Annotated in this window: 20 protein-coding genes; 6 read left to right on the forward strand and 14 right to left on the reverse strand. The window is 72.8% G+C overall.

Annotation, left to right across the window (positions count from 1 at the left end; translation table 11 throughout):
- Positions 1-169: 169 nt before the first annotated feature.
- From ACU436_RS22660 to ACU436_RS22675, 4 genes are all read right to left on the reverse strand, one after another.
- Complete coding sequence (locus ACU436_RS22660; RefSeq protein ID WP_459028398.1) at positions 170-1,195, reverse strand: dihydrodipicolinate synthase family protein; 1,026 nt, start codon at positions 1,193-1,195, stop codon at positions 170-172.
- Positions 1,195-2,232, reverse strand: a complete 1,038-nt coding sequence (locus ACU436_RS22665) for an NAD-dependent epimerase/dehydratase family protein (RefSeq protein WP_459028400.1) — start codon at positions 2,230-2,232, stop codon at positions 1,195-1,197. The genes ACU436_RS22660 and ACU436_RS22665 overlap by 1 nt, the downstream gene beginning before the upstream one ends.
- Positions 2,229-3,440, reverse strand: coding sequence for an Nramp family divalent metal transporter (locus ACU436_RS22670; RefSeq protein ID WP_459028401.1), 1,212 nt, complete (start codon positions 3,438-3,440; stop codon positions 2,229-2,231). The genes ACU436_RS22665 and ACU436_RS22670 overlap by 4 nt, the downstream gene beginning before the upstream one ends.
- Positions 3,441-3,508: 68 nt before the next feature.
- Positions 3,509-4,354 carry a Gfo/Idh/MocA family oxidoreductase gene (locus tag ACU436_RS22675; protein WP_459028403.1) on the reverse strand — a complete coding sequence of 282 codons (846 nt, stop codon included), beginning with the start codon at positions 4,352-4,354 and terminating at the stop codon, positions 3,509-3,511.
- 18 nt (positions 4,355-4,372) lie between these two features.
- Here ACU436_RS22675 and ACU436_RS22680 point away from each other — a divergent pair, with 18 nt between their 5' ends.
- Positions 4,373-5,392 (forward strand): LacI family DNA-binding transcriptional regulator, encoded by a 1,020-nt coding sequence (locus ACU436_RS22680; RefSeq protein WP_459028405.1) that lies wholly within the window; start codon positions 4,373-4,375, stop codon positions 5,390-5,392.
- Here the strand turns inward: ACU436_RS22680 and pcaD are convergent.
- Positions 5,337-6,182: a 3-oxoadipate enol-lactonase gene (gene pcaD / locus ACU436_RS22685; RefSeq protein ID WP_459028407.1), complete on the reverse strand. Its 846-nt coding sequence runs from the start codon at positions 6,180-6,182 to the stop codon at positions 5,337-5,339. The genes ACU436_RS22680 and pcaD overlap by 56 nt on opposite strands.
- Positions 6,183-6,254: 72 nt before the next feature.
- On the opposite strand from pcaD, the gene ACU436_RS22690 reads away from it, so the two are divergent.
- Positions 6,255-7,196 (forward strand): LysR family transcriptional regulator, encoded by a 942-nt coding sequence (locus ACU436_RS22690; RefSeq protein ID WP_459028409.1) that lies wholly within the window; start codon positions 6,255-6,257, stop codon positions 7,194-7,196.
- 33 nt (positions 7,197-7,229) lie between these two features.
- Here ACU436_RS22690 and ACU436_RS22695 read toward each other — a convergent pair whose 3' ends face one another.
- The 3 genes from ACU436_RS22695 to ACU436_RS22705 all read right to left on the reverse strand — a co-directional run bounded on the left by ACU436_RS22695 (position 7,230) and on the right by ACU436_RS22705 (position 9,322).
- The gene (locus ACU436_RS22695) at positions 7,230-8,351 is read right to left on the reverse strand and encodes a baeRF11 domain-containing protein (protein WP_459028411.1); all 1,122 of its coding nucleotides are present in this window, start codon (positions 8,349-8,351) and stop codon (positions 7,230-7,232) included.
- A gap of 204 nt (positions 8,352-8,555) precedes the next feature.
- Positions 8,556-8,858 (reverse strand): winged helix-turn-helix domain-containing protein, encoded by a 303-nt coding sequence (locus tag ACU436_RS22700; protein ID WP_459028413.1) that lies wholly within the window; start codon positions 8,856-8,858, stop codon positions 8,556-8,558.
- Entirely contained in the window at positions 8,855-9,322 is a 468-nt protein-coding gene (locus ACU436_RS22705; protein WP_459028414.1) for a hypothetical protein, read from the reverse strand. Before ACU436_RS22705 ends, ACU436_RS22700 begins: the two co-directional genes overlap by 4 nt.
- Before the next feature lie 401 nt (positions 9,323-9,723).
- Here ACU436_RS22705 and ACU436_RS22710 point away from each other — a divergent pair, with 401 nt between their 5' ends.
- Positions 9,724-10,332, forward strand: coding sequence for a hypothetical protein (locus ACU436_RS22710; protein WP_459028416.1), 609 nt, complete (start codon positions 9,724-9,726; stop codon positions 10,330-10,332).
- A gap of 49 nt (positions 10,333-10,381) precedes the next feature.
- On the opposite strand, the gene ACU436_RS22715 is transcribed toward ACU436_RS22710, so the two are convergent.
- The 3 genes from ACU436_RS22715 to ACU436_RS22725 are packed head-to-tail and all read right to left on the reverse strand — an operon-like array spanning position 10,382 to position 12,246.
- Positions 10,382-11,044 carry a hypothetical protein gene (locus tag ACU436_RS22715; RefSeq protein WP_459028418.1) on the reverse strand — a complete coding sequence of 221 codons (663 nt, stop codon included), beginning with the start codon at positions 11,042-11,044 and terminating at the stop codon, positions 10,382-10,384.
- 45 nt (positions 11,045-11,089) lie between these two features.
- Positions 11,090-11,683 (reverse strand): methyltransferase domain-containing protein, encoded by a 594-nt coding sequence (locus ACU436_RS22720; protein WP_459028420.1) that lies wholly within the window; start codon positions 11,681-11,683, stop codon positions 11,090-11,092.
- Positions 11,680-12,246 carry a class I SAM-dependent methyltransferase gene (locus ACU436_RS22725; protein WP_459028422.1) on the reverse strand — a complete coding sequence of 189 codons (567 nt, stop codon included), beginning with the start codon at positions 12,244-12,246 and terminating at the stop codon, positions 11,680-11,682. The genes ACU436_RS22720 and ACU436_RS22725 overlap by 4 nt, the downstream gene beginning before the upstream one ends.
- 230 nt (positions 12,247-12,476) lie before the next feature.
- Here ACU436_RS22725 and ACU436_RS22730 point away from each other — a divergent pair, with 230 nt between their 5' ends.
- The 3 genes from ACU436_RS22730 to ACU436_RS22740 are packed head-to-tail and all read left to right on the forward strand — an operon-like array spanning position 12,477 to position 16,213.
- Positions 12,477-14,144 (forward strand): thiamine pyrophosphate-requiring protein, encoded by a 1,668-nt coding sequence (locus tag ACU436_RS22730; RefSeq protein ID WP_459028424.1) that lies wholly within the window; start codon positions 12,477-12,479, stop codon positions 14,142-14,144.
- Between the two features lie 8 nt (positions 14,145-14,152).
- Positions 14,153-15,142 carry a zinc-binding dehydrogenase gene (locus ACU436_RS22735; protein WP_459028426.1) on the forward strand — a complete coding sequence of 330 codons (990 nt, stop codon included), beginning with the start codon at positions 14,153-14,155 and terminating at the stop codon, positions 15,140-15,142.
- 45 nt (positions 15,143-15,187) lie between these two features.
- On the forward strand, positions 15,188-16,213 hold the full coding sequence (locus ACU436_RS22740) for a sugar-binding transcriptional regulator (RefSeq protein ID WP_459028427.1): 1,026 nt from the start codon (positions 15,188-15,190) through the stop codon (positions 16,211-16,213).
- Here the strand turns inward: ACU436_RS22740 and ACU436_RS22745 are convergent.
- From ACU436_RS22745 to ACU436_RS22755, 3 genes are all read right to left on the reverse strand, one after another.
- On the reverse strand, positions 16,156-17,487 hold the full coding sequence (locus tag ACU436_RS22745; protein ID WP_459028429.1) for an MFS transporter: 1,332 nt from the start codon (positions 17,485-17,487) through the stop codon (positions 16,156-16,158). The genes ACU436_RS22740 and ACU436_RS22745 overlap by 58 nt on opposite strands.
- Positions 17,488-17,526: 39 nt before the next feature.
- On the reverse strand, positions 17,527-18,930 hold the full coding sequence (locus tag ACU436_RS22750) for an FAD-dependent oxidoreductase (protein WP_459028431.1): 1,404 nt from the start codon (positions 18,928-18,930) through the stop codon (positions 17,527-17,529).
- Positions 18,931-19,075: 145 nt separating this feature from the next.
- Positions 19,076-20,605, reverse strand: coding sequence for a class I adenylate-forming enzyme family protein (locus tag ACU436_RS22755; RefSeq protein ID WP_459028433.1), 1,530 nt, complete (start codon positions 20,603-20,605; stop codon positions 19,076-19,078).
- Positions 20,606-20,655: the final 50 nt, after the last annotated feature.

Raw genomic sequence — 20,655 nt, forward strand, 5'->3', positions numbered from 1 at the left:
CCGTCGACCGGGGGGTCCTCCGGGGTGCACGCAACCACCCAGACCAGCAGGTATGCGGCTGTGGCAACGCGAAGCACGAACACAACGCCCCCGGGTGCAGCAGATCGTCAGCCCCGAGCTCGCTCCACGTAGCGACGTTGTTACCGCTCGCCACCCTCCCGGAAATGGGCTACGTGAGCCAGCGATCGCGGTGCTCCGCGACGAACTGCTCGTCCAGCCATCCGGGGAAGCGTGCCCGGACCGCTCCGATGCGTTCCGCCTGCCCCGGCGAGAGGCGTTCGGCGGTCGAGAGGCAGCGGGCGGAGCGCAGCAGGCCCTGTTGGCGCAGCACCTCGTTGACCCCGGCCACGCACCCGGCGAAGCCGTGGTCGACGTCGAAGACGGCGGCGTTGACCTCGACGAGGTCGGCCGCGGCCGCGAGGAGTGAGGTGGGCACGGCGCCCGCGTCCCGGGCGGCGCGGGCCTCCGCCACGAGCCCGACCGCGGCCGCGGTGCCGACCGCCCACTGCCCGAGCAGCCCACCGGCCATCCGGATCTCGCGGGTGCGACCGCCGACGGTGCGGCGCACCGGCGTGACCAGGTCGTGCACGATCGCGTCGTCGTTGCCGGTGAGCACGGCGACCTCGGCCCACCGGTCGTGCTCCAGCAGGGCCTGCGCGACGTCGCCCGAGCGGTACCGGTCGAACGGGGCCGACTTGACGGCCACGACCGTCTCGATGTCGAACAGGTCCCGCCAGAACACCCGGTCCAGCCGCCGGCCGCCCACGCTCTCCTGCAGGTAGAAGCCGATCGTCGGGAGGATCTCGCCCACGGCGCGGGCCCGCTCCAGCAGCGCCTTGTCGGTGGCCTCCACCATGCCCCACGGGCACAGCAGCGCGGCGTCGTAGCCGAGCGCCGCCGCGGCCCCGGCCTCCCGGACGGCGTCCGCGACGTCTCCGCACACGCCCGCGACGAGCAGAGCGCCCCCGGCGGCGTCGGCGGCGAGCCGCCAGACCTCGGTGAGCAACCCCTGGTCGGCGTGCAGCTCGAACTGGGTGGTGTGCACGCCGACTGCGACGCCGTGCACCCCGGCCTCGGCGTAGTAGCGGGTGAGCGCGCGCTGCGCGACGAGGTCAACGACGCCGTCCTCGGTCAGCGCGAGCGGGTGGGCGGGTATGACGACCCCGCCTCGGATCCGGTCGGCGAGGCCGGCCATCAGAACCGCCCTTCCCGCTGCTGGAACTTCGTCGCCTTGTCCAGCTGGCGCCCACCGCCGCCGACCCACCCGGCGACCCAGTCCACGAGCCGCCGCAGCGGCACCGTGGGGTAGCCGAAGCGCTCGTGGCACTCGCTCGCGTCGTTCAGCAGCGCGTCGGGCGCCTCCACACCGGAGAAGGTGGGCTCGACCCCCATCCGCTCCGCGAGCAGCATCGCCAGGCGCCGCACGGGCACGGTCTCCGGGCCGGTCGCGTTGAGCACGTGCGGCGGCACCCCGGCCAGGGACAGGCTGCGCAGCGCCCACGCGTTCACGTCGCCCTGCCACACGACGTTGACCGCGGGCATGGTCACGTCAACCGGTTCTCCCGCCGCGAGCTTCACCGCGATGTCGGCGACGACGCCGTAGCGCAGCTCGCAGGCGTAGTTCAGGCGGTAGACGGTGGTCGGAGTGTCCCACTCGTGCGCGGCGTGGGTGAAGATCCGCTCGCGGGCGAGGCAGGACTGGGCGTACTCCCCCACCGGGTCGACGGGATCGTCCTCCACGGCGCCGCCTGCGGTGAGCGGCCGCAGCGGGTAGACGTTGCCGGTGGAGTAGACGACGGTCGGGACCCCGCGGTAGCGCGCCGCGACGAGCGTGGGGATCGCCGCGTTGGACCACCAGGTCCGCGGCTCCTGCCCGGTGGTGCCGAACTTCATCGCCGCGAGGTAGTAGACCGCCGCCGCGTCGGGGAGTCCGGGGTAGGCGGCCGGGTCGGCGAGGTCGGCCACGAGCGTGCGCACACCGTCCTCCTCCAGCCCGGCCCGCACCGCGGCGTCGGAGAACCGGGACACGGCGAGGACCTGCGCGTCCGAGCCGGCGTCGGCGATGGCCCGGCGGGCCATCCGGGCCATCGACGGGCCGATCTTGCCGCCGGCCCCGAGCAGGACGATGTCGCCACCGGCGGCGGCCAGTGCCTCGGCCACCCCGGGGACCGGGCGGGAGAGGCGCTCCTCGAGCGCGGGCTCGTCGGTGGGCGCATCGGTCGGTTCGGTCACAGCAGGTTCCCCAGATAGGTCAGGGCGAGCAGGAGCAGGAAGGCGACACCGGCGCAGGCCAGCACCGTCTGGGCGGCACCGAGCCGCAGCCGGCCGCGGTCGGCGTGGCGGGCGAGTGCCACGAGGACGATCCCCACGAGTGGGACGACGAAGATCGTCACGGCCTGAGCGGTGACGATGAGCTGCACCGGGATGCCGCCGAAGACGATCGCGACGACACCCCCGATGACCATCACGACCGTGATGCACACCTTGACCCGCGCCGAGGAGAGCCCGCCGGACTCCATGTCGAGCGCGCCGGCAATCATGTGGCCGCCGATCGTGCTGTTGCCGATCAGCGAGGAGAACGCGGCAGCCCACAGCCCCACCGCGAACAGCGCCGACGCCCAGCCGCCGATCGTGGGTTCCAGGATCGCGGCCATCGTCGCCGGCGACGTCACCTTGATGCCTTCGGGGTGCAGCACGGCGGCGGCGGCCAGCATGATCACGAGCGAGAGCACGCCGAGCACGATGGTGCCGGTGACGGCGTCCCGGCGCGCCTCGCGGTAGTGCTCGGCGGTCCAGCCCTTCTCGCGGACGAGCTGGATCTGGTACAGGGCACCGACCACCGAGAACGTGGTCGCGGCCATGCCCACCACGACAGCGGCGGATCCCTCGGGCAGGCGCGGCACGAGGCCGGCGACCATCGCCCCGAGGTCCGGGCGGCTCACCACCGCGGTCACCACGAAGACCACCAGCATCACGACGACGATCGCGACCATGAGGGTCTCGAGCGAGCGGTAGAACGACGGCAGCCACAGGAACCCGATCGCGAGCACGGTGAACAGCGCGGCGAACACCGCCACGTTGCCGCCGAAGAGCACGCCGGCCGCAGCGCCGGTCCCGACCGAGTTGCCCGCCTGGAACGACGCCGTCACCAGGAAGGACCCGATGCCGACGAGCAGGCCGACCGTGCGGGAGTAGCGCCGGGACACGGTGGCGACCGGCCCGCGGTCGGTCGTCAGGCCGATGCGCACCGACAGGTCCACGAAGCACAGCATCAGGATCGTGGCGACCACGGGCACCCAGACGAGCTGGTATGCGTTCTGCGCCCCGATCGAGCTGGCGGTCGTGATGCTGCCGGGCCCGAACACGAGCGCCGCCGTGACGAACGCGGGGCCCAGCCGCGCCCGGCGCGACCGCGTGGGCGTGGTGCCACCAGTAGCCATGAGAAAACCTTTTCTACGAGGTGCCGAGACCGTAGATCCCCGGACGTCGAGACGTCAACCGGCCCGGCTCAACGGAGGGCCGCTCCCAGCTCCTCCACCAGCCGCACCGGCGCGAGCAGGTCGTCGTCCGGCCGGGCGGACGACGGCGATGCGCACGCCGCGAGGAACGCCTCGGCGGCGGGGAGGAGGTAGTCGCGACCCAGGTCCACCACCTCCGTCCCGACCCGGTCCGCGGTGACGGCGCTGATGTGGAAGGGGATGGGCGCACCGTCGCCGGGCGGCACGAACGTGCAGGTCACCGGGACTCCCGCGAGCCTGGTGGTGGCCACGACCGCCTGCGCGGCTGGCTGCACCGCCATCGGCGCCTGCTCCCACCCGGCCGTCCCGAGCACCTCGACCGCCGCCTCGAGCAGGTGGATCCCGTAGAACGCGATGCCTGAGTACGGGCTCGCCGGGTCCGCGGGACCCGTGAGGTGCAGGTGCCGCAGCTCGCCGCGCGCGGCGAGCCCGGCCGCCCGGTGCACCGCCGCCGGGAAGCGCAACGCCGAGCGGGACCACACGCGACCGCCGGCCCCGATCATCGCCCGCGCGTCGGCGAGCGTGGTCGCGAACGGCTTGTCCACCCACACCGGCAGGCCCGCCGCGAGCAGCGGCTCGGCGAGCGCACGGTGCGTGGCACCGTCCCGGGTCAGCACGAGCGCGGCGTCCACGGCGCCGACCAGCTCGGCCGGCGAGCCCACCACCAGCGCAGGGTCGATCCGAGCGGCACCCGGATCCACGTCGACCGCCGCCACCGCGACCACCCGGGCGCCGGGCAACCGCCGCTCCTCGTTGAACAGGCGCAACAGCTCGCCGGTGTGGCTGCTCTCCGCCCCGACGATGCCGATCCGCCGCACGTCCCGCCCTTCACGCACGTCCCTATCCTTCTCGACGTGGCGGTCAACCTCCGTGACGTCGCACGCCGGGCCGGCGTGTCGGTGCCCACGGCGTCGCGGGTCCTGTCCGGCAGCGACTACACGGTCCGGGCCGAGCTGCGCGCCCGCGTGGAGCAGGCCGCCCGCGAGCTGCACTACGTCCCCAACGCGCACGCCCGCGCCCTGCTCGGCGGCAACCTCGCCACCGTCGGGGTGCTCGCGGGCGACGTCGGCGACCCCTACTTCTCCCAGATCATCGACGGTGTCCAGGGGCTGGCCTCCCGGCACCGGATGCTGGTGACCATCTGCAACACCGGCCGCGACGCCGAACGGGAGCTCGAGTACTTCACCCTCCTGCACACCCACCGCACCGGCGTGATCATCATCGCCGGGAGCGAGCTGCTGGACGAGCGGTACCGGTCGGGCCTGCGGGAGCGGGTGCGGGCGTACCTGACGACCGGCGGCCGGGTCGTCGCGATCGGGCACCCCGACCTCGACGTCGACGGCGTCCTCGTAGACAACGCGCACGGCGCCCGCGAGCTGGGCGAGCACCTGGCCGGGCTCGGGCACCGCAAGGTGGGCGTGCTGGCCGGCATCGCCCACCTGACCTCGACGATCGACCGCATCGCCGGCCTCCGCGCCGCGCTCGAGGCCCACGGCGGCACCGTGCACGTGCGGCACGTCCCCGCCACCCGCGACGGCGGCCGCGACGGCGCCGGACACCTGCTCGCCGACCATCCCGGGATCACGGCGCTCGTCGGCACCGCGGACCAGATGGCGGTCGGGGCCTCGGCGTACCTGCGGGATCGCGGCGTCGGCATGCCGGACGGGATGTCGGTCGCGGGGTTCAACGACATCCTGATCGCCCAGGACGTCACTCCCCCGCTCACCACCGTCCGGCTTCCGCTGGAGGACATGGGTGCCACCGCGCTGCGGCTGGCGATGGAGCCCGCCGGGGCCGACGTCCCACGGACCCGCCGGCTCACCCCGCGGCTCGTGGTCCGGGGGTCGACCGGACCTGCACCGGCCGTTCGGTGAGGAAGGTCAGCACGGCGTCGAGGAACTCCGCCGACCGTTCGACGTTCCCCAGGTGCACGGTGGGCAGGAGCGTGAACCGCGCACCGGGGACGGTGTTCGCGAGCTCCTCCCCGTGGCGGGCGGACGTGACGGTGTCGTGCTCGCCCGCGATGACGAGCGTCGGGCTGCCGATGAGCGTGGCGGTACGGCGCAGGTCGGAGTCGCGCACCGCGGCCCAGCTGCCGGCCACGCCCTCGCGTCGCGTGGCGAGCAGCGTGCGGCGGAAGCCCTCGACGACCTCGTCGTCCCCCTCCAGCATGCGGGCGGGGAACCAGTTGTGCAGGAACACGTCCGTGGTGGCCCGCATGTCGGGGGCGGCCAGCACGTCGGCGATCATCGGGTCCCACTGCTGCGGCGGGCCGAGGTGCGCGGCGGTGTTGGAGAGCACGAGGCGGTCGACCCGCTCCGGCGCGTGGATCGCCAGCCACTGCGCGACGAGCCCGCCGAGCGACAGGCCCAGCACGTGCACCCGTGGCAGGTCCAGCGCGTCCAGCAGCTCCACCACGTCCCGCCCGAGCCGGTCCAGCGAGTACGGGCCGCTCGGGACGTCGGACGCGCCGTGGCCGCGCGCGTCGTAGCGCAGCAGCCGGAAGTGTTCGGTGAGGGCCGACACCTGGCCGTCCCACATGTGGAGGTCGGTACCGATGGAGTTCGAGAGCAGCAGCACGGGCAAGCCCGGGTCACCGTCGAAGCGGTAGGCGATCCGGACGCCGTCACCGGTGGTGATGGAGGTGGAGGTCTGAGTTCCCATGACCTCAGCCTATGGACGTCGTTGCAGATTGCTATTACAAACATCAGACGCGTTCTGTAGTCTCCATCGACAATGTCGAGCTTCACGTTCCACGAGCTGCAGTGCTTCGACGCCGTCGTGAGCGACGGCGGCTTCCAGGCCGCCGCCGCCCGGCTGCACCGCTCACATCCTTCGGTGTTCGCAGCGGTGGCCAAGCTGGAGCGCCAGCTGGGGCTGGACCTGCTGGACCGCTCGGGCTACCGGGTGCGGCTCACGGAGGCCGGGCAGGCCTTCCACCGCAAGGTCCGCCTCCTGCTTCACGACGTCGACGAGCTGCACACCTACGCCGGGCAGCTGGCGGTGGGCCAGGAGGCCGAGCTGCGCGTTGTGCTCGGGGACCTCTGCCCGCTCCCGCCGGTGCTGGCGCTGCTCGGCGACTTCTTCGGGGAGTGCCCGCAGACCAGGCTGCACCTGCAGTTCGAGGCGGTGACCGGCCCCTGGGAACGGCTGCTGGAGGACGGCGCCGACCTCATCGTGCACCGCATCCCCAAGAGCGACGTGCGGATGGACTGGATCGACCTCGGCCGCGTCGCGACGGTACCGGTCGTGGCGCCGGGCCTCCTGCCCTTCCCCCCGGCCGCCGACATCACCCCGCAGCGGATGCAGGCCTTCACCCAGTGCGTGGTCCGGGACACGGCGCGGCATCCGGCCGAACCGGGCCATTTCCTGATCGAGGGCGCGCCCCGGTGCTCCGTACCGGACCACCTCATGAAGAAGGAGCTGATCCTGCACGGCATGGCGTGGGGGCACCTGCCGCGGTTCCTGATCGAGGCGGAGCTGCGTGACGGGCGCCTGCTGTCCATCGCCGGGCGCCACTTCCCCGGCGTCGTCGAGGAGCTCACGGCAGCACGGCGCCGCGACCGGCCGCACGGGCCGGTCGCCGACCGGCTGTGGGACTTCCTGGCCCGCAACGCCCCGGTCCTGCGGCCGGCGCTGGGCCGCGTGCCCAAGGCGAAGAAGGCACCGGCCGGGTAGCGCGGCCGATCACGGGCACGTACGGGTTCCGGGTCAGAGGGCGTACCGCAGGATCGCCGCGACCGGTTCGTCGCGGGGGACCTCCGCGGCGCGCACCGCCAGCACGCGGCCCCCGGAGAGCAGCACCCGCCGAGCTACCTCGTCGACGAGGCCGTAGCTGATCGCGTCGTCCTGCGCGAACGTGATCGCGCCCGTGTCGTCGTCGACGAACCCGGGCAGCTTCGCGTCGATGTCGGCGAGCAGCGTGTCGACCGCACCGCGGGTCGCCGCCCTGGCCACCGTGGCCACGTCGGTCGACGCACGACCCTGCTGGAAGCGCAGCTCGAACAGGTCCGCGACCGCGGACAGCTGACCCGCGTACACCTCGTCCAGCAACGGCCGCGCCGCCGCGGCGAGGCGCTCGTCCGGCACCACTTCGGGACTCCCCTGGATGCCCCGCTCGACGAGGTGCGGGTAGCTGTTGAGCGACCGGTACATCGAGTCGAGCGGCTCGGTGGCGGCGAGGATGAGCGGCACCTCGAGCCCGGACAGGACCCCGCGCAGGGCCTGGTCGACCTTCCGGGCGAACTGGCGCAGCCTGATCTTCTGCCCCTCCGAGCCCTGGATGCGGCGCACCGGAGAACGATCAGCGATCGACGCCTTGCCCGCCGCACTCGCCGCGTCGGTGGGCAGCCCCGGGACGTCGACGGTGAACGGTGGCCCCTCGGGCGTCACCTCCACCAGCCTCACCGAGCCGGCCGCGAGGGCCAGCACGAACGCCGCCTGTGGGAACGTCACGGCCCGCAGCAGGGGCGTCAGGTAGAAGCGGTCCGCCACCTCGACCACGCTCGACAGCCGGTTCGGGAGGCGGAACGTGCGGATCCGGTCACCGGAGGCGAAGACTGCGAGGCTGCGCGCCTGCGCGGCCCAGAAGTCGTCGTCCTCGACGAGGTCGCCCAGCCCGTCACGCACGCCCGCGATCACGCCCGGTGCGGCGCCTGCCGCCTCGAGCTGCCGGATCGCCGACGTCGCGAGGTTCTTGAGCTCGATCCGGCCGGCCTGGGCGTCCTGCGTGACCACGCTCGTCGGGAGGTAGATCGAGACGCAGCCCGGATCACGCACGGCGAGCAGGCGCTCGACCTCGGATCGCGGCGGGATGTCGGTGTGGAGTGTCATGCGGGCTCCCGGGTCGGCTGCTGCGGCCTGCCGGTCACCGTCGCTCACCGTCGGGCACCGGGCTTCATCCCGAGGGGATGAGGTGTCGGCGCCGCGGAACGGCGGACGCCCGTGCGATCCTGAACGCGCCGGAAGGGCGTCGCGGTGCACTCGGTGCCGGCGTTGCTCCTCGGGCTCACCGCGCTGGTGGTGCGTGAGCGCCCGTCAGGGCTGGTGGTCCATGGCCCGGCTCAGGCCGGTCAGCCAGGCCAGGTGACCCTCCAGTGCCGCCCGTCCGGTCGGGGTGAGCCGGAACCACGTGCGGGGCCGGCGCCCGATCGAACCCTTGCGGACCTCCAGGTACCCGGCGTCCTCGAGGGTGCGGCTGTGCTTGGAGATCGCCGAGTCGCTCACCGCCAGCATGTCGCGGGCGGTGGCGAAGTCGACCCACTCCGCCCCCTGCAACAACGCGCACAACGCCAGCCGAGGACCGGTCTCCAGCAACGGGTCCCGGCCACCCGGACTCACGGGCCGACCCGGCCTGCCTCGATGTCGGCGCGCATCGCCGAACGGGTCGCCACCTGGGCGAGGAACACGACGACGGCCACCGGGGCGAGCACGTAGAGCGCGATGTCTCGGTGGCCGTAGCCGACCAGCTGGTAGATGCCGAAGAAGCCGGCGGCGGTGAGCACGATCCCGGTCAGCCAGATCCGGTACGCCTTGGGGTAGGAGCTGATCCGCCGGGGCAGGTACACCCCGGACCGGCGGCGCCGGACCACCGAGTACACCGCCGATCCCACCCCCACCACGGCGGCCACCCACGACAGGTACGTCCAGTCGCCCGAGGGCAGGTAGGACATCCAGACCGGGATCCCGGCGAACAGCACCAACGCGATCCCGTACACGACCCAGTAGGCACGGGGGAACCCCGCGTGGGCGGCGAGCCTGCGCCGCGCCTCGGCAACCTGGTCGAGCTCCGGAGTGTCGGACATCGGTCCCTCCCATCGGCATGCACTTTCGATATGGAAAGCTTAGGAAGGATCGAAACCGTTGTCAACCGAGCGGCTGATCACGGTCGTCAACCCTCGTCGGAACGACTTCACAGACCCAGGGTCGGCTGCCGGATGTGTGAAGTGGGGCCGTCTGGGCGCTCTTGCGGTTCCGTTCGCGGACCGCGGCGGGGTCGGCGGTGGCGGCTGGTGCGGACATCTCGTCCTCCGCCTCCGCGACGCCGCAGGAGCAAGCCGAGACACACTGTCGGACATTTACCACTGCGTCCAGAGTCGGTGCGCGAACCGCCGGTGTGGACGCACCGCGTTCGGCTGGCCACCGGCCCGCGGGGGAGGTAGGCAGGTACCACCCGCCCGAAACCCGCATGTGACAGGAGCAGCGAGTGGAGCACGTCTTCGTCTTCAACGAGGTTGCCGTTCTCGTCCGGCACTGGTTCGAGATCGACCTCATGGACAGCCACCTGGAGCACGGCGCCCGGGTCGAGCTGCGCCAGTTGGCCCCCCAACCGCGCCGCGGTTCGGAGTCGGCATCTCAGATGATCGTGGTCGATCAGCCGGTGTGGCGAGCGGACCTGTTCGATCGGCTCGACGGCACCCCCGGAGCGTTCGAGGCAGCCCACTTCCACCCGCACTTCGTGGGTGTCGAGCCGTGCGAACGGCACTGGGACGACGCGGTCAAGGCCACGCCCTGGGACTGGCTGGCGGGACGGCTGACCGACATCGCGGGCATCGCCGCCGCTGCGGGTGTCCGGCTGCGCGACCCGGCCACCGCCAACGAGCAGGTTGCGGCCGACGCCGACGCGATCGTCGGCGCCGCCCGGGGCCGCGCGGCCGAGCTGTGCGGCTCCGCGCAGCGGTGTCACGACTGGACCCGCGACGTCGAGGCCGCGGTGCACGCCATGCTCGGCTCGCTGCGGCGGCCCGACCTCCTCGACCGGGATCGCGTGTCCCCGTGGCTCCCGGCGGGGGCAGCACCCGCCTCCGCTCGCTGACGGCCGGTCCGGCGCGGCGGCGACCGCGCCGATCATGGGCAGGAGGTCGTCAGCCGCCGAGCTGGGGCATCTGGGGCAGCTGGGGCGCGGCGACGAACAGATCGAAGTACATGCCCGCGGCGACGACCAGCCCGATCCCCCCGAGCACGACGCCGCCGAGCGCCACGGCGCGCACCCACGCCCGGGTCGCCGGCCGGCCCGAATGCGCTGCGAGCAGCACGCCCCCGATGAGGACGGCAACCAGCGCGACCGCGCCGTTGACGAGCGCGGCGGTGTCCCACGGCTGGCCGTAGAGGGCTTGGACCTGGTCGACCGCGCCGCCACTGACGCTGGCCTCGATCTGGCCGACTATCTCCGAGCGGGCCTTCAGCATGTCGCCGATCCCGGTGCCGGTGAGCGCGGACACCGCGAGCCCTGCGCTCACGACGGCGGCGGCGCCGGCCCCGGCGCCGTCTGCCGGGCCGGTCCGCTGATCCTCGACGGCCGGGGCGGCGGGGTTCTCGGTGACCGACCCGGCGGCGGGGTCCTCGGTGGGCGACTCGGCCGTGGGATCTTCGGTGAGCGACTCGGTGACGGGCGTCTCGGGCAACGGAGAACCGGTGTCCGCGGCTTCCGCCGACGGCTCCCTCGACTCATCGAGGTTCAGTTCGTCGTCGGCCTGCTCGGGCTTGCGGTCGGTGGTCGCGGTGTTCCTCGTGTTGTCCAGTGCCATTGCGCGGCACCATACGGACCTGCCGGGGCTCCGCGTCGGCGGGGCTCAGCCGTTGCGCGGAGCCCGGCCGAAGAAGCGCGGGAAATGCCACACGTCCTCGCTGACGTCGGCGAACCCGGCCCGCTCCAGCCGGGCCGGCAGGGTGAGCGGGTCGATGGGCACCGTGCGGCGCTCGACGTCGAGGCGGCGCAGGTGCGGCCCGTCGATCGCGTTGAAGCCGACGAGCGGCGCCCCGGGGCGCAGCACCCTGGCGAGTTCGGCGAGCGCGGCGTCCTGCGCCTCCGCCGAGCCCAGGTGCAGCAGGGAGAGGATCACCGTCGCCGCGCTGAACCGGTCGGCCGCGTAGGGCAGTGCCGTCGGCTCCACCTCGTCGACGCACGTACCGGGATCGTCGGCGAGCCCGGCCGCGACGGCGCCGGTGAAGCCGGGGTCGAACTGCGCGACGGTGAGCCGGGGCGCGTGCGCGCGCAACGCCGGCGCCGCGGAGGCCGGACCGGCGACCAGGTACAGCGGGTCGTCGCCCAGGTCGGCGACGTCCAGCAGCTCGGGGAGGAACTCGTCGTCCACGAGCCCGCCGAAATCGGCGCCCTCGTACAGCTCGACGAACCCGGCGCCGACGACCGGTGTCCCCGCGGTCATCGGCTCACCGCCCGGAACCGCACCCCGATCGACAGCACCGAGACCGACACGTCGGCGAACCCGCACGCCTCGAGGCGCCCGGTCAGCGTCAGCGGGTCGACCGGGACGCAGACGTCCCCGTCGTGGAGCCGCCGGAAACTGCGCCCGCCGAGGCTGTCGACGCCGAAGAACACACCACCCGGCCGGACGACGCGGGCGACCTCGGCGAACAGGCTGTTCTGCAGGTCGGTGGAGGGCACGTGGTGCAGCATCGTGAAGCAGGTGGCGCCGTCGACGCTGTCGTCGTCGAGCAGGAGCGCCGTCGCGTCGCCCTCGCGGACGTCGACCGCCGGGTCGGATGCGAACCGGCCGCGCAGCCCCGCCGCCAGCAGCGGGTCCTTCTCGACGGCCACCAGTGACCCGACCTCACTGCGCAGGACCTCGGTGGCGGCGCCGTATCCCGGCCCGACCTCCAGCAGCCGTGCCGGCAGCGGCAGGCCGTCGGTCGCCCACGGGAGGATCTCGTCGCGGACGTGCCCGGCCCAACGCTCGCTCGAGCACAGCTCGCGGTGTGCGCCGTTCACGCCCGGCCCCGGCCGTCATCCACATGATCGATCCTAGGTTTGGCTCCCTCGACTCGTCGATCCCGGCAGCGAGTCGAACCGCCGGTGCCGTCCAGGACTTGTGTCCTGAACCTGCCCGCATGGCGTGACGTGCGGCCGTCCGGACGGAGAAGCTCGGTGCGCGCGAGGATCGGGCGCCGCGGTCCGGGCGTCGGGAAACCGAGCCGAGGAGGGCAACCAGTGATCGAGCCGTGAGCGCCGGCACACCGGACGTCGCCACCGCCGCCGCCGAGGTGCTTCGCCGCGAAGGCGTCGAGGTGCTCCTGGCCTATCCGCTGAACCCGCTCATCGAGTCCGCGGCCGCCGCGGGGATCCGGCCGCTGATCGTCCGGCAGGAACGGGTCGGCATCCACATGGCGGATGCGATCAGCCGGCTCGGGGACACCGTCGGCGTCTTCTGCATGCAGGCCGGCCCGGGCGTGGAGAACTCGTTCGGCGCGGTGGCGCAGGCGTACTCCGAGGGGGTCCCGCTCGTCGTGATCCCCGGCGGGTCGCCGCGCACGCAGACGTGGGTGCAGCCCGCCTTCAACGCCGCGCTGAACTTCCGGCACGTCACGAAGGCCACCGAGCAGGTCACGACCGGCGCTGGGCTCGTCCCCGCCCTGCGACGGGCGTTCGCCCTGGCCCGCAACGGGCGCCCGGGGCCGGTGCTGGTGGAGATACCGGCGGACGTGTGGGCGGAGGAGGCGCCGGGGCTCGACGCCTACGTGCCGTCGCGGCGGGTGCGCTCCGCGCCGGACACCGAGTCCGTCGACGCGGCCGCGGCGGCACTGGTCGCGGCCGCGCGCCCCCTGCTCTACGCCGGCCAGGGCGTGCACCGGGCGAGGGCGTGGGAGCAGCTGCGCGTCCTCGCGGAGCTGCTGGAGGCGCCGGTCACCACCAGCCTGGAAGGCAAGAGCGCGTTCCCGGAGACCCATCCGCTCGCGCTCGGCTCGGGCGGGGTGGCGATGCCGCGGGCGGTGTTCGAGCACGTCCGGGACGCCGACGTCGTGTTCGGGACCGGGGCGAGCTTCACCGCCACCCCGTTCGGGATCCGCTTCCCGACGGCCGGGAAGACGTTCGTGCACAACACCCTCGACCCGGGCGACCTCAACAAGAACGTCCCCACCGAGCACGCGCTGCTCGGCGACACCGCGCTCGCCCTGGACCTCCTGATCGAGGCCGTGCGCGAGCGGCTCGGCGGTGGGCCGCGGGGCCGGGCACCCGAGGTCGCCGCCCGCATCCAGGAGCAGACCAAGCCCTGGCTCGACTCCTGGATGCCCCTGCTGACCAGCGAGGAGACACCGCTCTCGCCGTACCGGGTGATCTGGGACCTGCTGCACCTCGTCGACGTCGAACGCACGATCGTCACGCACGACGCCGGGAGCCCCCGCGACGAGCTCTCCCCGTTCTGGCGGCCCGTCGCACCGCACAGCTACCTCGGCTGGGGCAAGTCCACCCAGCTCGGCTACGGCCTGGGCCTGGCGATGGGCGCCAAGCTGGCCCGGCCGGACCGGCTGTGCGTCAACGTGTGGGGCGACGCCGCGATCGGCATGACCGGCATGGACCTGGAGACCTGCGCCCGCGCCGGCATCCCCGTCCTGTCCGTCCTGTTCAACAACTTCTCGATGGCCATGGAGGACAAGATCATGGCCACCTCGCGCGAGCGTTTCGGCAGCACCGACATCTCCGGCGACTACGCCGCGATGGCGCGCGCGTTCGGGCTGCACGGCGAGCGGGTCACCGAGCCCGGGCGGATCGGCCCGGCGCTGCGCGCGGCGATCGCGGCGACGGAGGCGGGCACGCCCGCGCTCGTCGAGTTCGTCACCACCCGGGAGAAGAAGTACTCGACCTTCGACTACACGAGCTACCAGGGATAGGAGAAGGCATGCGGGCAGTGCAGCTCGTGGCACCGGGCCGGCTGGAGACGGTCGATGTCCCGGTACCGGAGCTCGGTGAGGACGAGGTGCTGGTCCGGTCGCACCGCGGGTCGGTCTGCGGCAGCGACCTGCACATCGTCTTCGACGGCTTCCACCGCGGCGAGTTCCCGGCGCCGCCGGGGTTCCCCGGGCACGAGGGCGTCGGGATCGTCGAGGAGTCCCGGTCACCCGGCTTCGCCCCGGGGGACGCGGTGCTCGTCGCGCCGGTGCCGCGGGACGCGCGGTGCTTCGCCGAGTGGCAGGCCGTCGCGGGCCGCTCGCTGGTGAAGCTGCCGGACGGCGGGGACGTGGACCGGCTGCTGATGGCCCAGCAGCTCGGCACCACCGTGTACGCGATGCGCCGGTTCTGGCCGGAGGCCGTCGCCGGGCCCGCCGCGGGGCTGACGGCCGCGATCTGCGGCGCCGGGTCAGCGGGCCTGTTCTTCGCGCAGCTGACGCGGCGCGCGGGGTTCGCCACAGTCGTGATCGCCGACAAGGCGCCGTCGCGCCTGCGGATCGCGAAGGAGTTCGGCGCGGACGTGGTCGTCGACGTCACCGAGGGGTCGTTCGTCGAGGCGGTGCGGGAGGCGACCGGTGGTGCGGGCGCAGACCTGGTGATCGAGGCCGTCGGGTACGACGAGACCCGCATCCAGAGCCTGCACGCGGTGCGGCCGCGGGGCCGCGTCGGCTACTTCGGCTTCCCGGAGAAGCCGCAGGGCCCCACGACCTGGGACTACAACGAGGCGTGGAACAAGCAGCCCTCCATCGAGCACAACCACAGCACCCAGGTCGAGCCCGGGCTCACGGCCTTCCGCGAGGCGGTCGAGCTGATCCACACCGGCGCGGTCGACGTGGGCCCGTTCCTCGACCCGGTCTTCCCGCTGGAACGGTCGCAGGAGGCGTTCGAGGCGGCCCGGGACCAGCGGGGTGGGAAGATCGCGATCGCGCTGGGCCCGTAGCTGGTCGGGCGCCCATCAACGATCCGTGGCGTCCGAGGGGGCATGGTGGCGGAGTTCACGAACCTCTCCGAGGACGCCCGCCTCGAAGCGGCGCTGCGCGCAGCACATCGCTATTACCTCCAGGGCTCCACGATGGAGGCCATTGCGAAGGACATGGGGACCTCCCGCTCGACGGTGTCCCGTCTCATCACATTCGCCCGCCAGGCCGGCCTGGTCGAGATCCGGGTGCTCCCGCCGCAGTCGCGGGTCGCGGACGTCGAGTCCGCGATTCGAGCGCGGTTCGCGGTGAACGTCCGGGTCGTGCACGTGCCCGTGGCGGCGGGGAACGTCGAGCGGCTCGAGCGGACCGCGATCCAGGCGGCCCGGGTCGTGAACTCGATCTTCGACTCCGACATGGTCGTCGGTGTGTCGTGGGGAACGATGGTGCACGCCATCAGCAAGGTGCTGATCCGCAAGCCCACGAGCAACTGCCAGGTCGTCGCGCTCAACGGGGCGGGGAACTCGCGGGGCACCGGGGTGCACTACTCGCAGGAGCTCTTCGCCGCGTTCGGTGCGGCCCTCGACGCCGTCGTGGAACAGTTGCCGGCTCCGCTGTTCTTCGACTCGGCCACCACGCGGCAAGCCCTGTTCGCCGAACGCGCGCTGCGCAGGGTGGTCGATCTGCAGCTCAGAGCGGACGCCGTGCTCTTCAGCGTCGGGACGGTGGCGGCCGGCGAGCCGAGCAGCCCGTACCTGGCCGGCTACGCGCTCGACGCCTCGGACTTCGCGCTGCTCGCCGAGGACGAGGCCGTCGGCGACATCGGCACGGCCTTCATCCGGCCGGACGGTAGCCACCGCGGTGTCCGGATCAACGAGCGGACCAGCGGACCCGACCTGGACGCCCTGCGGGGCGTCGCGCACCGGATCTGCGCGGTATCCGGTGACCACAAGATCGATGCGCTGCATGCCGCACTGGTCGGCGGGTACGTCACCGACCTGGTGCTGGACGAGGTGACCGCGCGCCTCCTGCTCGATCACAGCGGGGAAGGCATGTCCGGAGCCGGTGCGGCCGGCCGTCCGACCGCTCGCTGATCACCGCCGTCGTCGGGGAGGAACGACCGGCCACGCTCGTCGCGCAGGCCGACCACGCCGGCGACCGAGACCAGGCACAGGCCGATCATGAGGAGCGATACCGGCCAGGTGCTGCCGACCGATGCGGTCAGGGCGACCGCGGCGAAGGGCAGCGTGCCGCCGATCAGTGCGGCCGCGAACTCGCGGCTGACGGCGACGCCCGTGTACCGCACCTCGGTGTCGAACTGTTCGGGCAGCATCGCCGCCTGCGAGCCGAGCATCAGGTCGTTGGCGAACGTGAGCACCAGCGTCATCGCGAACCAGACCATGATGACCTGGCCGGTGTCCAGCAGCCAGAAGAACGGGAACGCCGACGCCGCGCACAGCAGGGCACCGGCGGTGAACACCTGCTTTCGGCCGAAGCGGTCGGACAGCGCACCGGCGAGCGGCAACGTGGCGAGCTTGACGGTGTTGGCGATCAGCAGCCCGAGCGTCGCCACCCCGGCCGCCAGGGCGAGGTTGTTCTCGATGTAGCTCAGCGCGTAGACGCTCGGTACGTACGTGGCGACGTTCGGACCTGCGCTGACCAGGAAGCACAGCAGCAGCGGACGGGGTGCCCGCCGGACCACCCCGACGACGGGGTAGGCCTCGCGGTGCCCGCGCTGCGCGGTCGCGGCGAACGCCGGCGTCTCGGCGACCTTCATGCGGATGTAGAGGCCGATCGGCAGGATGAGGATGCTCACCAGGAACGGGACCCGCCACCCCCACGCCAGGAACTGGTCCTCGGGCAGCAGCGTGAACGGGGTGAGCACCGCGGCGGCGAGGATCACCCCGAGCGCGTTGCCGGTCGGTGGGATCGCGGCGAAGAGGCCCCTCCTGCCGGGCGGAGCGTGCTCGGCGGCCATCAACGCCCCGCCCGCGTACTCGGCGCCCGCGCCGAGCCCCTGCAGGATCCGCAGGACGACGAGCGTCGCCGGTGCCGCGACACCGATCGTCGCGAAGTCGGGGATGAGCCCGATCAGCGTCGACGCCACCGCCATCAGGCACAACGTGGCCACCAGGACCAGCCGACGGCCGTAGCGGTCACCCAGGTGTCCGAAGAGGATTCCGCCCAGCGGGCGGGCGAAGAACCCGACCGCGAACGTGCCCAGCGAGGCGAGGGTGGCGACGAGCGGGTCACCACCCGGGAAGAACACCTTGCCGAAGACCAGCGCGGCGGCCGTGCCGTAGAGCATGAAGTCGTACCACTCGAGCGCGGTGCCGACGGTGCTTGCGATGACGACTCGACGAATCATGGTGGTTCCGATCGTTCGACGCTGAAACGGTCGGCCGCGTCAGCGGCTGCCGGCAGGGACTGGGGAGACGGAGCGAGGGCCGAGGTACGCCCCCTGGGCCTGCAGGCGGTGCTGCAGCGCGGTCACGTCGACGTCCCGCGGGTCCGTACCAGCGCTCACGGCGAGCGCCGCGGCCGTGCCGGCGGCCTCGCCCATCGCGAACGACGGCGGCATGACGCGGACCGCCGCCAGCGCCTCGTGGGTGGCCGAGATCGCCCGCCCCGCGACTAGGACGTTGCGCAGGTCGGCCGGCACCAGGCAGCGGTAGGGGATCTCGTACACGTTCGCGGTGGGCGAGATGCCGTCGTCGAAGGGACCGTCGGGGCCCACCGGGCTGTGGATGTCCACCGGGTAGCCGGCCACGGCGACGGTGTCGTCGAAGTGGGTGCCGTTCTGGAGTTCCGCGAGCGTGAGCATGTGCTCGCCGACGATGCGGCGCGACTCCCGCACCCCGATCGTCGCCGCGGTGTCGAGCAGCTTGCAGCGCTCCAGGCCGGGCAGGTAGCGGTGGAAGAACTCCATCAGGTCCTCCACCTGCCCGCGGGCGGCGATCTCCGCGCTGGTCAGGTCGGCGGCGTCGGTGCCGTCGATCCCCAGGACCCGGGTCGTGTTGATCCGCCACACGCCCGGCTCAGTGGTGCGGAACAGCTGGATCCCCCGCCTCGGCAGGGTGAACGCGCCGTCGGCCTTGGCCTGCGCCACCCTGCTCTCGAACGGGAAACGCTCATCGGGGTGCGCCCGCCGGTACGCGGCAACCGCTTCGTCGTCGACCCCGCTGACGCGGAAGAACAGCGTCGTCGGCTGGACCTCTCCGTCTCCGTCGCGCCCGTAGTCGAACCGGGCACCCGCGCGAGCCGCCACGTCGCCGTCACCCGAGCAGTCGATCACGACCTGCGCGGGGACGAATCCCAAACCGCTCTTGTTCGCCGTGACGATCCCGCTCACCCTGCCGCCATCGGTGAGCACGTCGACGACGAACGTGTGCAGCAGGAGCTGCACGCCCTCCTCGAGGCACATCTGCAGCGCCACCTGCTTGGCCGCCTCGGGCTCGAAGGGCGTCACGGCCTCGTGCCCGTAGACCATGAACCCGGAGTAGGGGCTGCCGGAACGGGTCCGGGACGGGTGCACCGCTCCGCCGCGGGCCTCCATCCGGCGCACGAACTCGTCGAAGATCCCGCGTACGAGCTGGATCGAACCGTCCAGGGAGAACGAGGTCATGCACGGGCCGACCAGGCCTGCTGTCAGGTTGCCGCCCAAGAAGCCGAAGCGCTCGATCAGGCGCACGCTCGCGCCGTTGCGCGCCGCGCTGATCGCGGCCGCGAGGCCGGAGGGTCCGCTGCCGACGACGACCACATCCGTCGACGGCAGGGACGCCAGCGAACGTGAGTAGGGCTGTTCGGGCATGACGGGACGACCTCCGAGTCGGTGTGTCTCAGCGGGGAGTGGGCGCGCTCACCGGGAGCAGGGACACCGAAGCCCGCGACTGCACGAACGGTCAAGGCCTATGAGAAAACGTGCACGATGGCGCGATCGTGCGGCCGCCCGCCCGTCAGCGCGGGATCTGGAACCGGCGGATCTTGCCCACGCTGGTCCGGGGCAGCTCGTCGATCAGGTTCCACTCGCGGGGCCGGGCGGCGGGCGCGAGGTTGTCGGCGGCCCACCCGTCGAGCTCCGCGCTGTTCGGCGGGTTGTCCGGGTCCGTGGCGACGACGTAGGCGACGGGGACGACGTCGCGGACCGGGTCGGCCTGTGCGAGCACGGCGGCCTCGAAGACGCCCGGCGCCTGCGCGAGCGCGGCCTCGACCTCGGTGAGGCTGACGTTCTCCCCCGCCACCTTGATCACGTCGTCGACGCGGCCGACGAACCGCAGCACCCCGCCGCCGTCGGCCGAGACGAGGTCGCCGGTCGAGAACCACGTGCCCTCCGCCGTGTGCCGGAACGCCTTCGCGGTCGTGCGCTCGTCGTCGAGGTAGCCGGCGAACAGGTCGGCGCCCGGGGTGCCGAGCACCGTGAGTTGGCCGGGCGTTCCCGGCGCCGCGGCGCCGTCGCCCGACGGGTCCTCGACGAGGATGCGCCGGCCCGGGATCGGGGTGCCGATCACGTCGTGGGCCGGCGGCTCGGACGTGTCCGCGCAGACGATCGCCACGGTCTCGGTCATCCCGTAGAGCTGGCGGGGGCGGGTCCCGATGAGCTCGGCGAACCTCTCGTAGTGCTCGATGCCCAGGCTCTGGGCGAACCAGAGGTGCTCCAACCGGAGCGGCGGTTCCTCCCGAGCGCAGCGGGCGAGGATCATCCGGATCGGGGCGGCGAACAGGCTGGCGTGGGTGACGCCGAGCTCGCGGGCGTGCGGCACCCAGCCCGACGCGCTGAAGCCTGCGGTCAACGCGACGCCGGCGCCCACCGCGATCGCCGGGGCGAAGCAGTAGTACTGCGCGTTCGCGTGGAACAGCGGGAGCGTGACGTACCAGCGGTGCCGCGGTTGCAGGGCCGCCGCGTCGGCCATCGCCCTGGCGACGTGCGCGTAGTTGGCCTGGGTGAGGAGCACGCCCTTCGGCTCCGACGTGGTACCCGAGGTGAACATGACGGCGAGCCGGTCCGCAGGCTCGACCTCGACGGCCGTGTCGACGGGTGCGGCGGCCAGCGGACCGTCGGCGGCGACGTCCGAGGCGTCCTCCGCGAGCTCGACGACCACCGGCACCGCGTCGGCCGCGCCCTCGGCGTACACCCCGGCGCGAGCCGCGGCACAGATCCCCACCGCCGGATGCACCCGCCGGACCTGGGTGGCGATGTCGCGCGGGGTCGACGCCGGGTCGACCGGGACCATCCAGGCCCCCAGCCGCGCCGCCGCCAGCCAGACCGCGATGAACGCCGGGCAGTTGCGCAACACCACGTGCACCGACGATCCCGACCGCACACCGCTCCCGGCGAGCGCACCGGCCGTGCGGGCGACGACCGCGTCGAACTCCCGGTACGTCCACTCGGACACGGCACCCGACTCGGAGCGGAACACGACGAACGGGCTGTCGGCGTGCTCCGCGACAGCCGAGTCCCACATCTGCTGGAACGTGCCGATCGTCATGCGATGCCCTCCAGATCGATTCCTGGCCAGTGGCGGGGACCACTAGCATC

This window comes from Pseudonocardia wallangbongensis, from assembly GCF_054486945.1.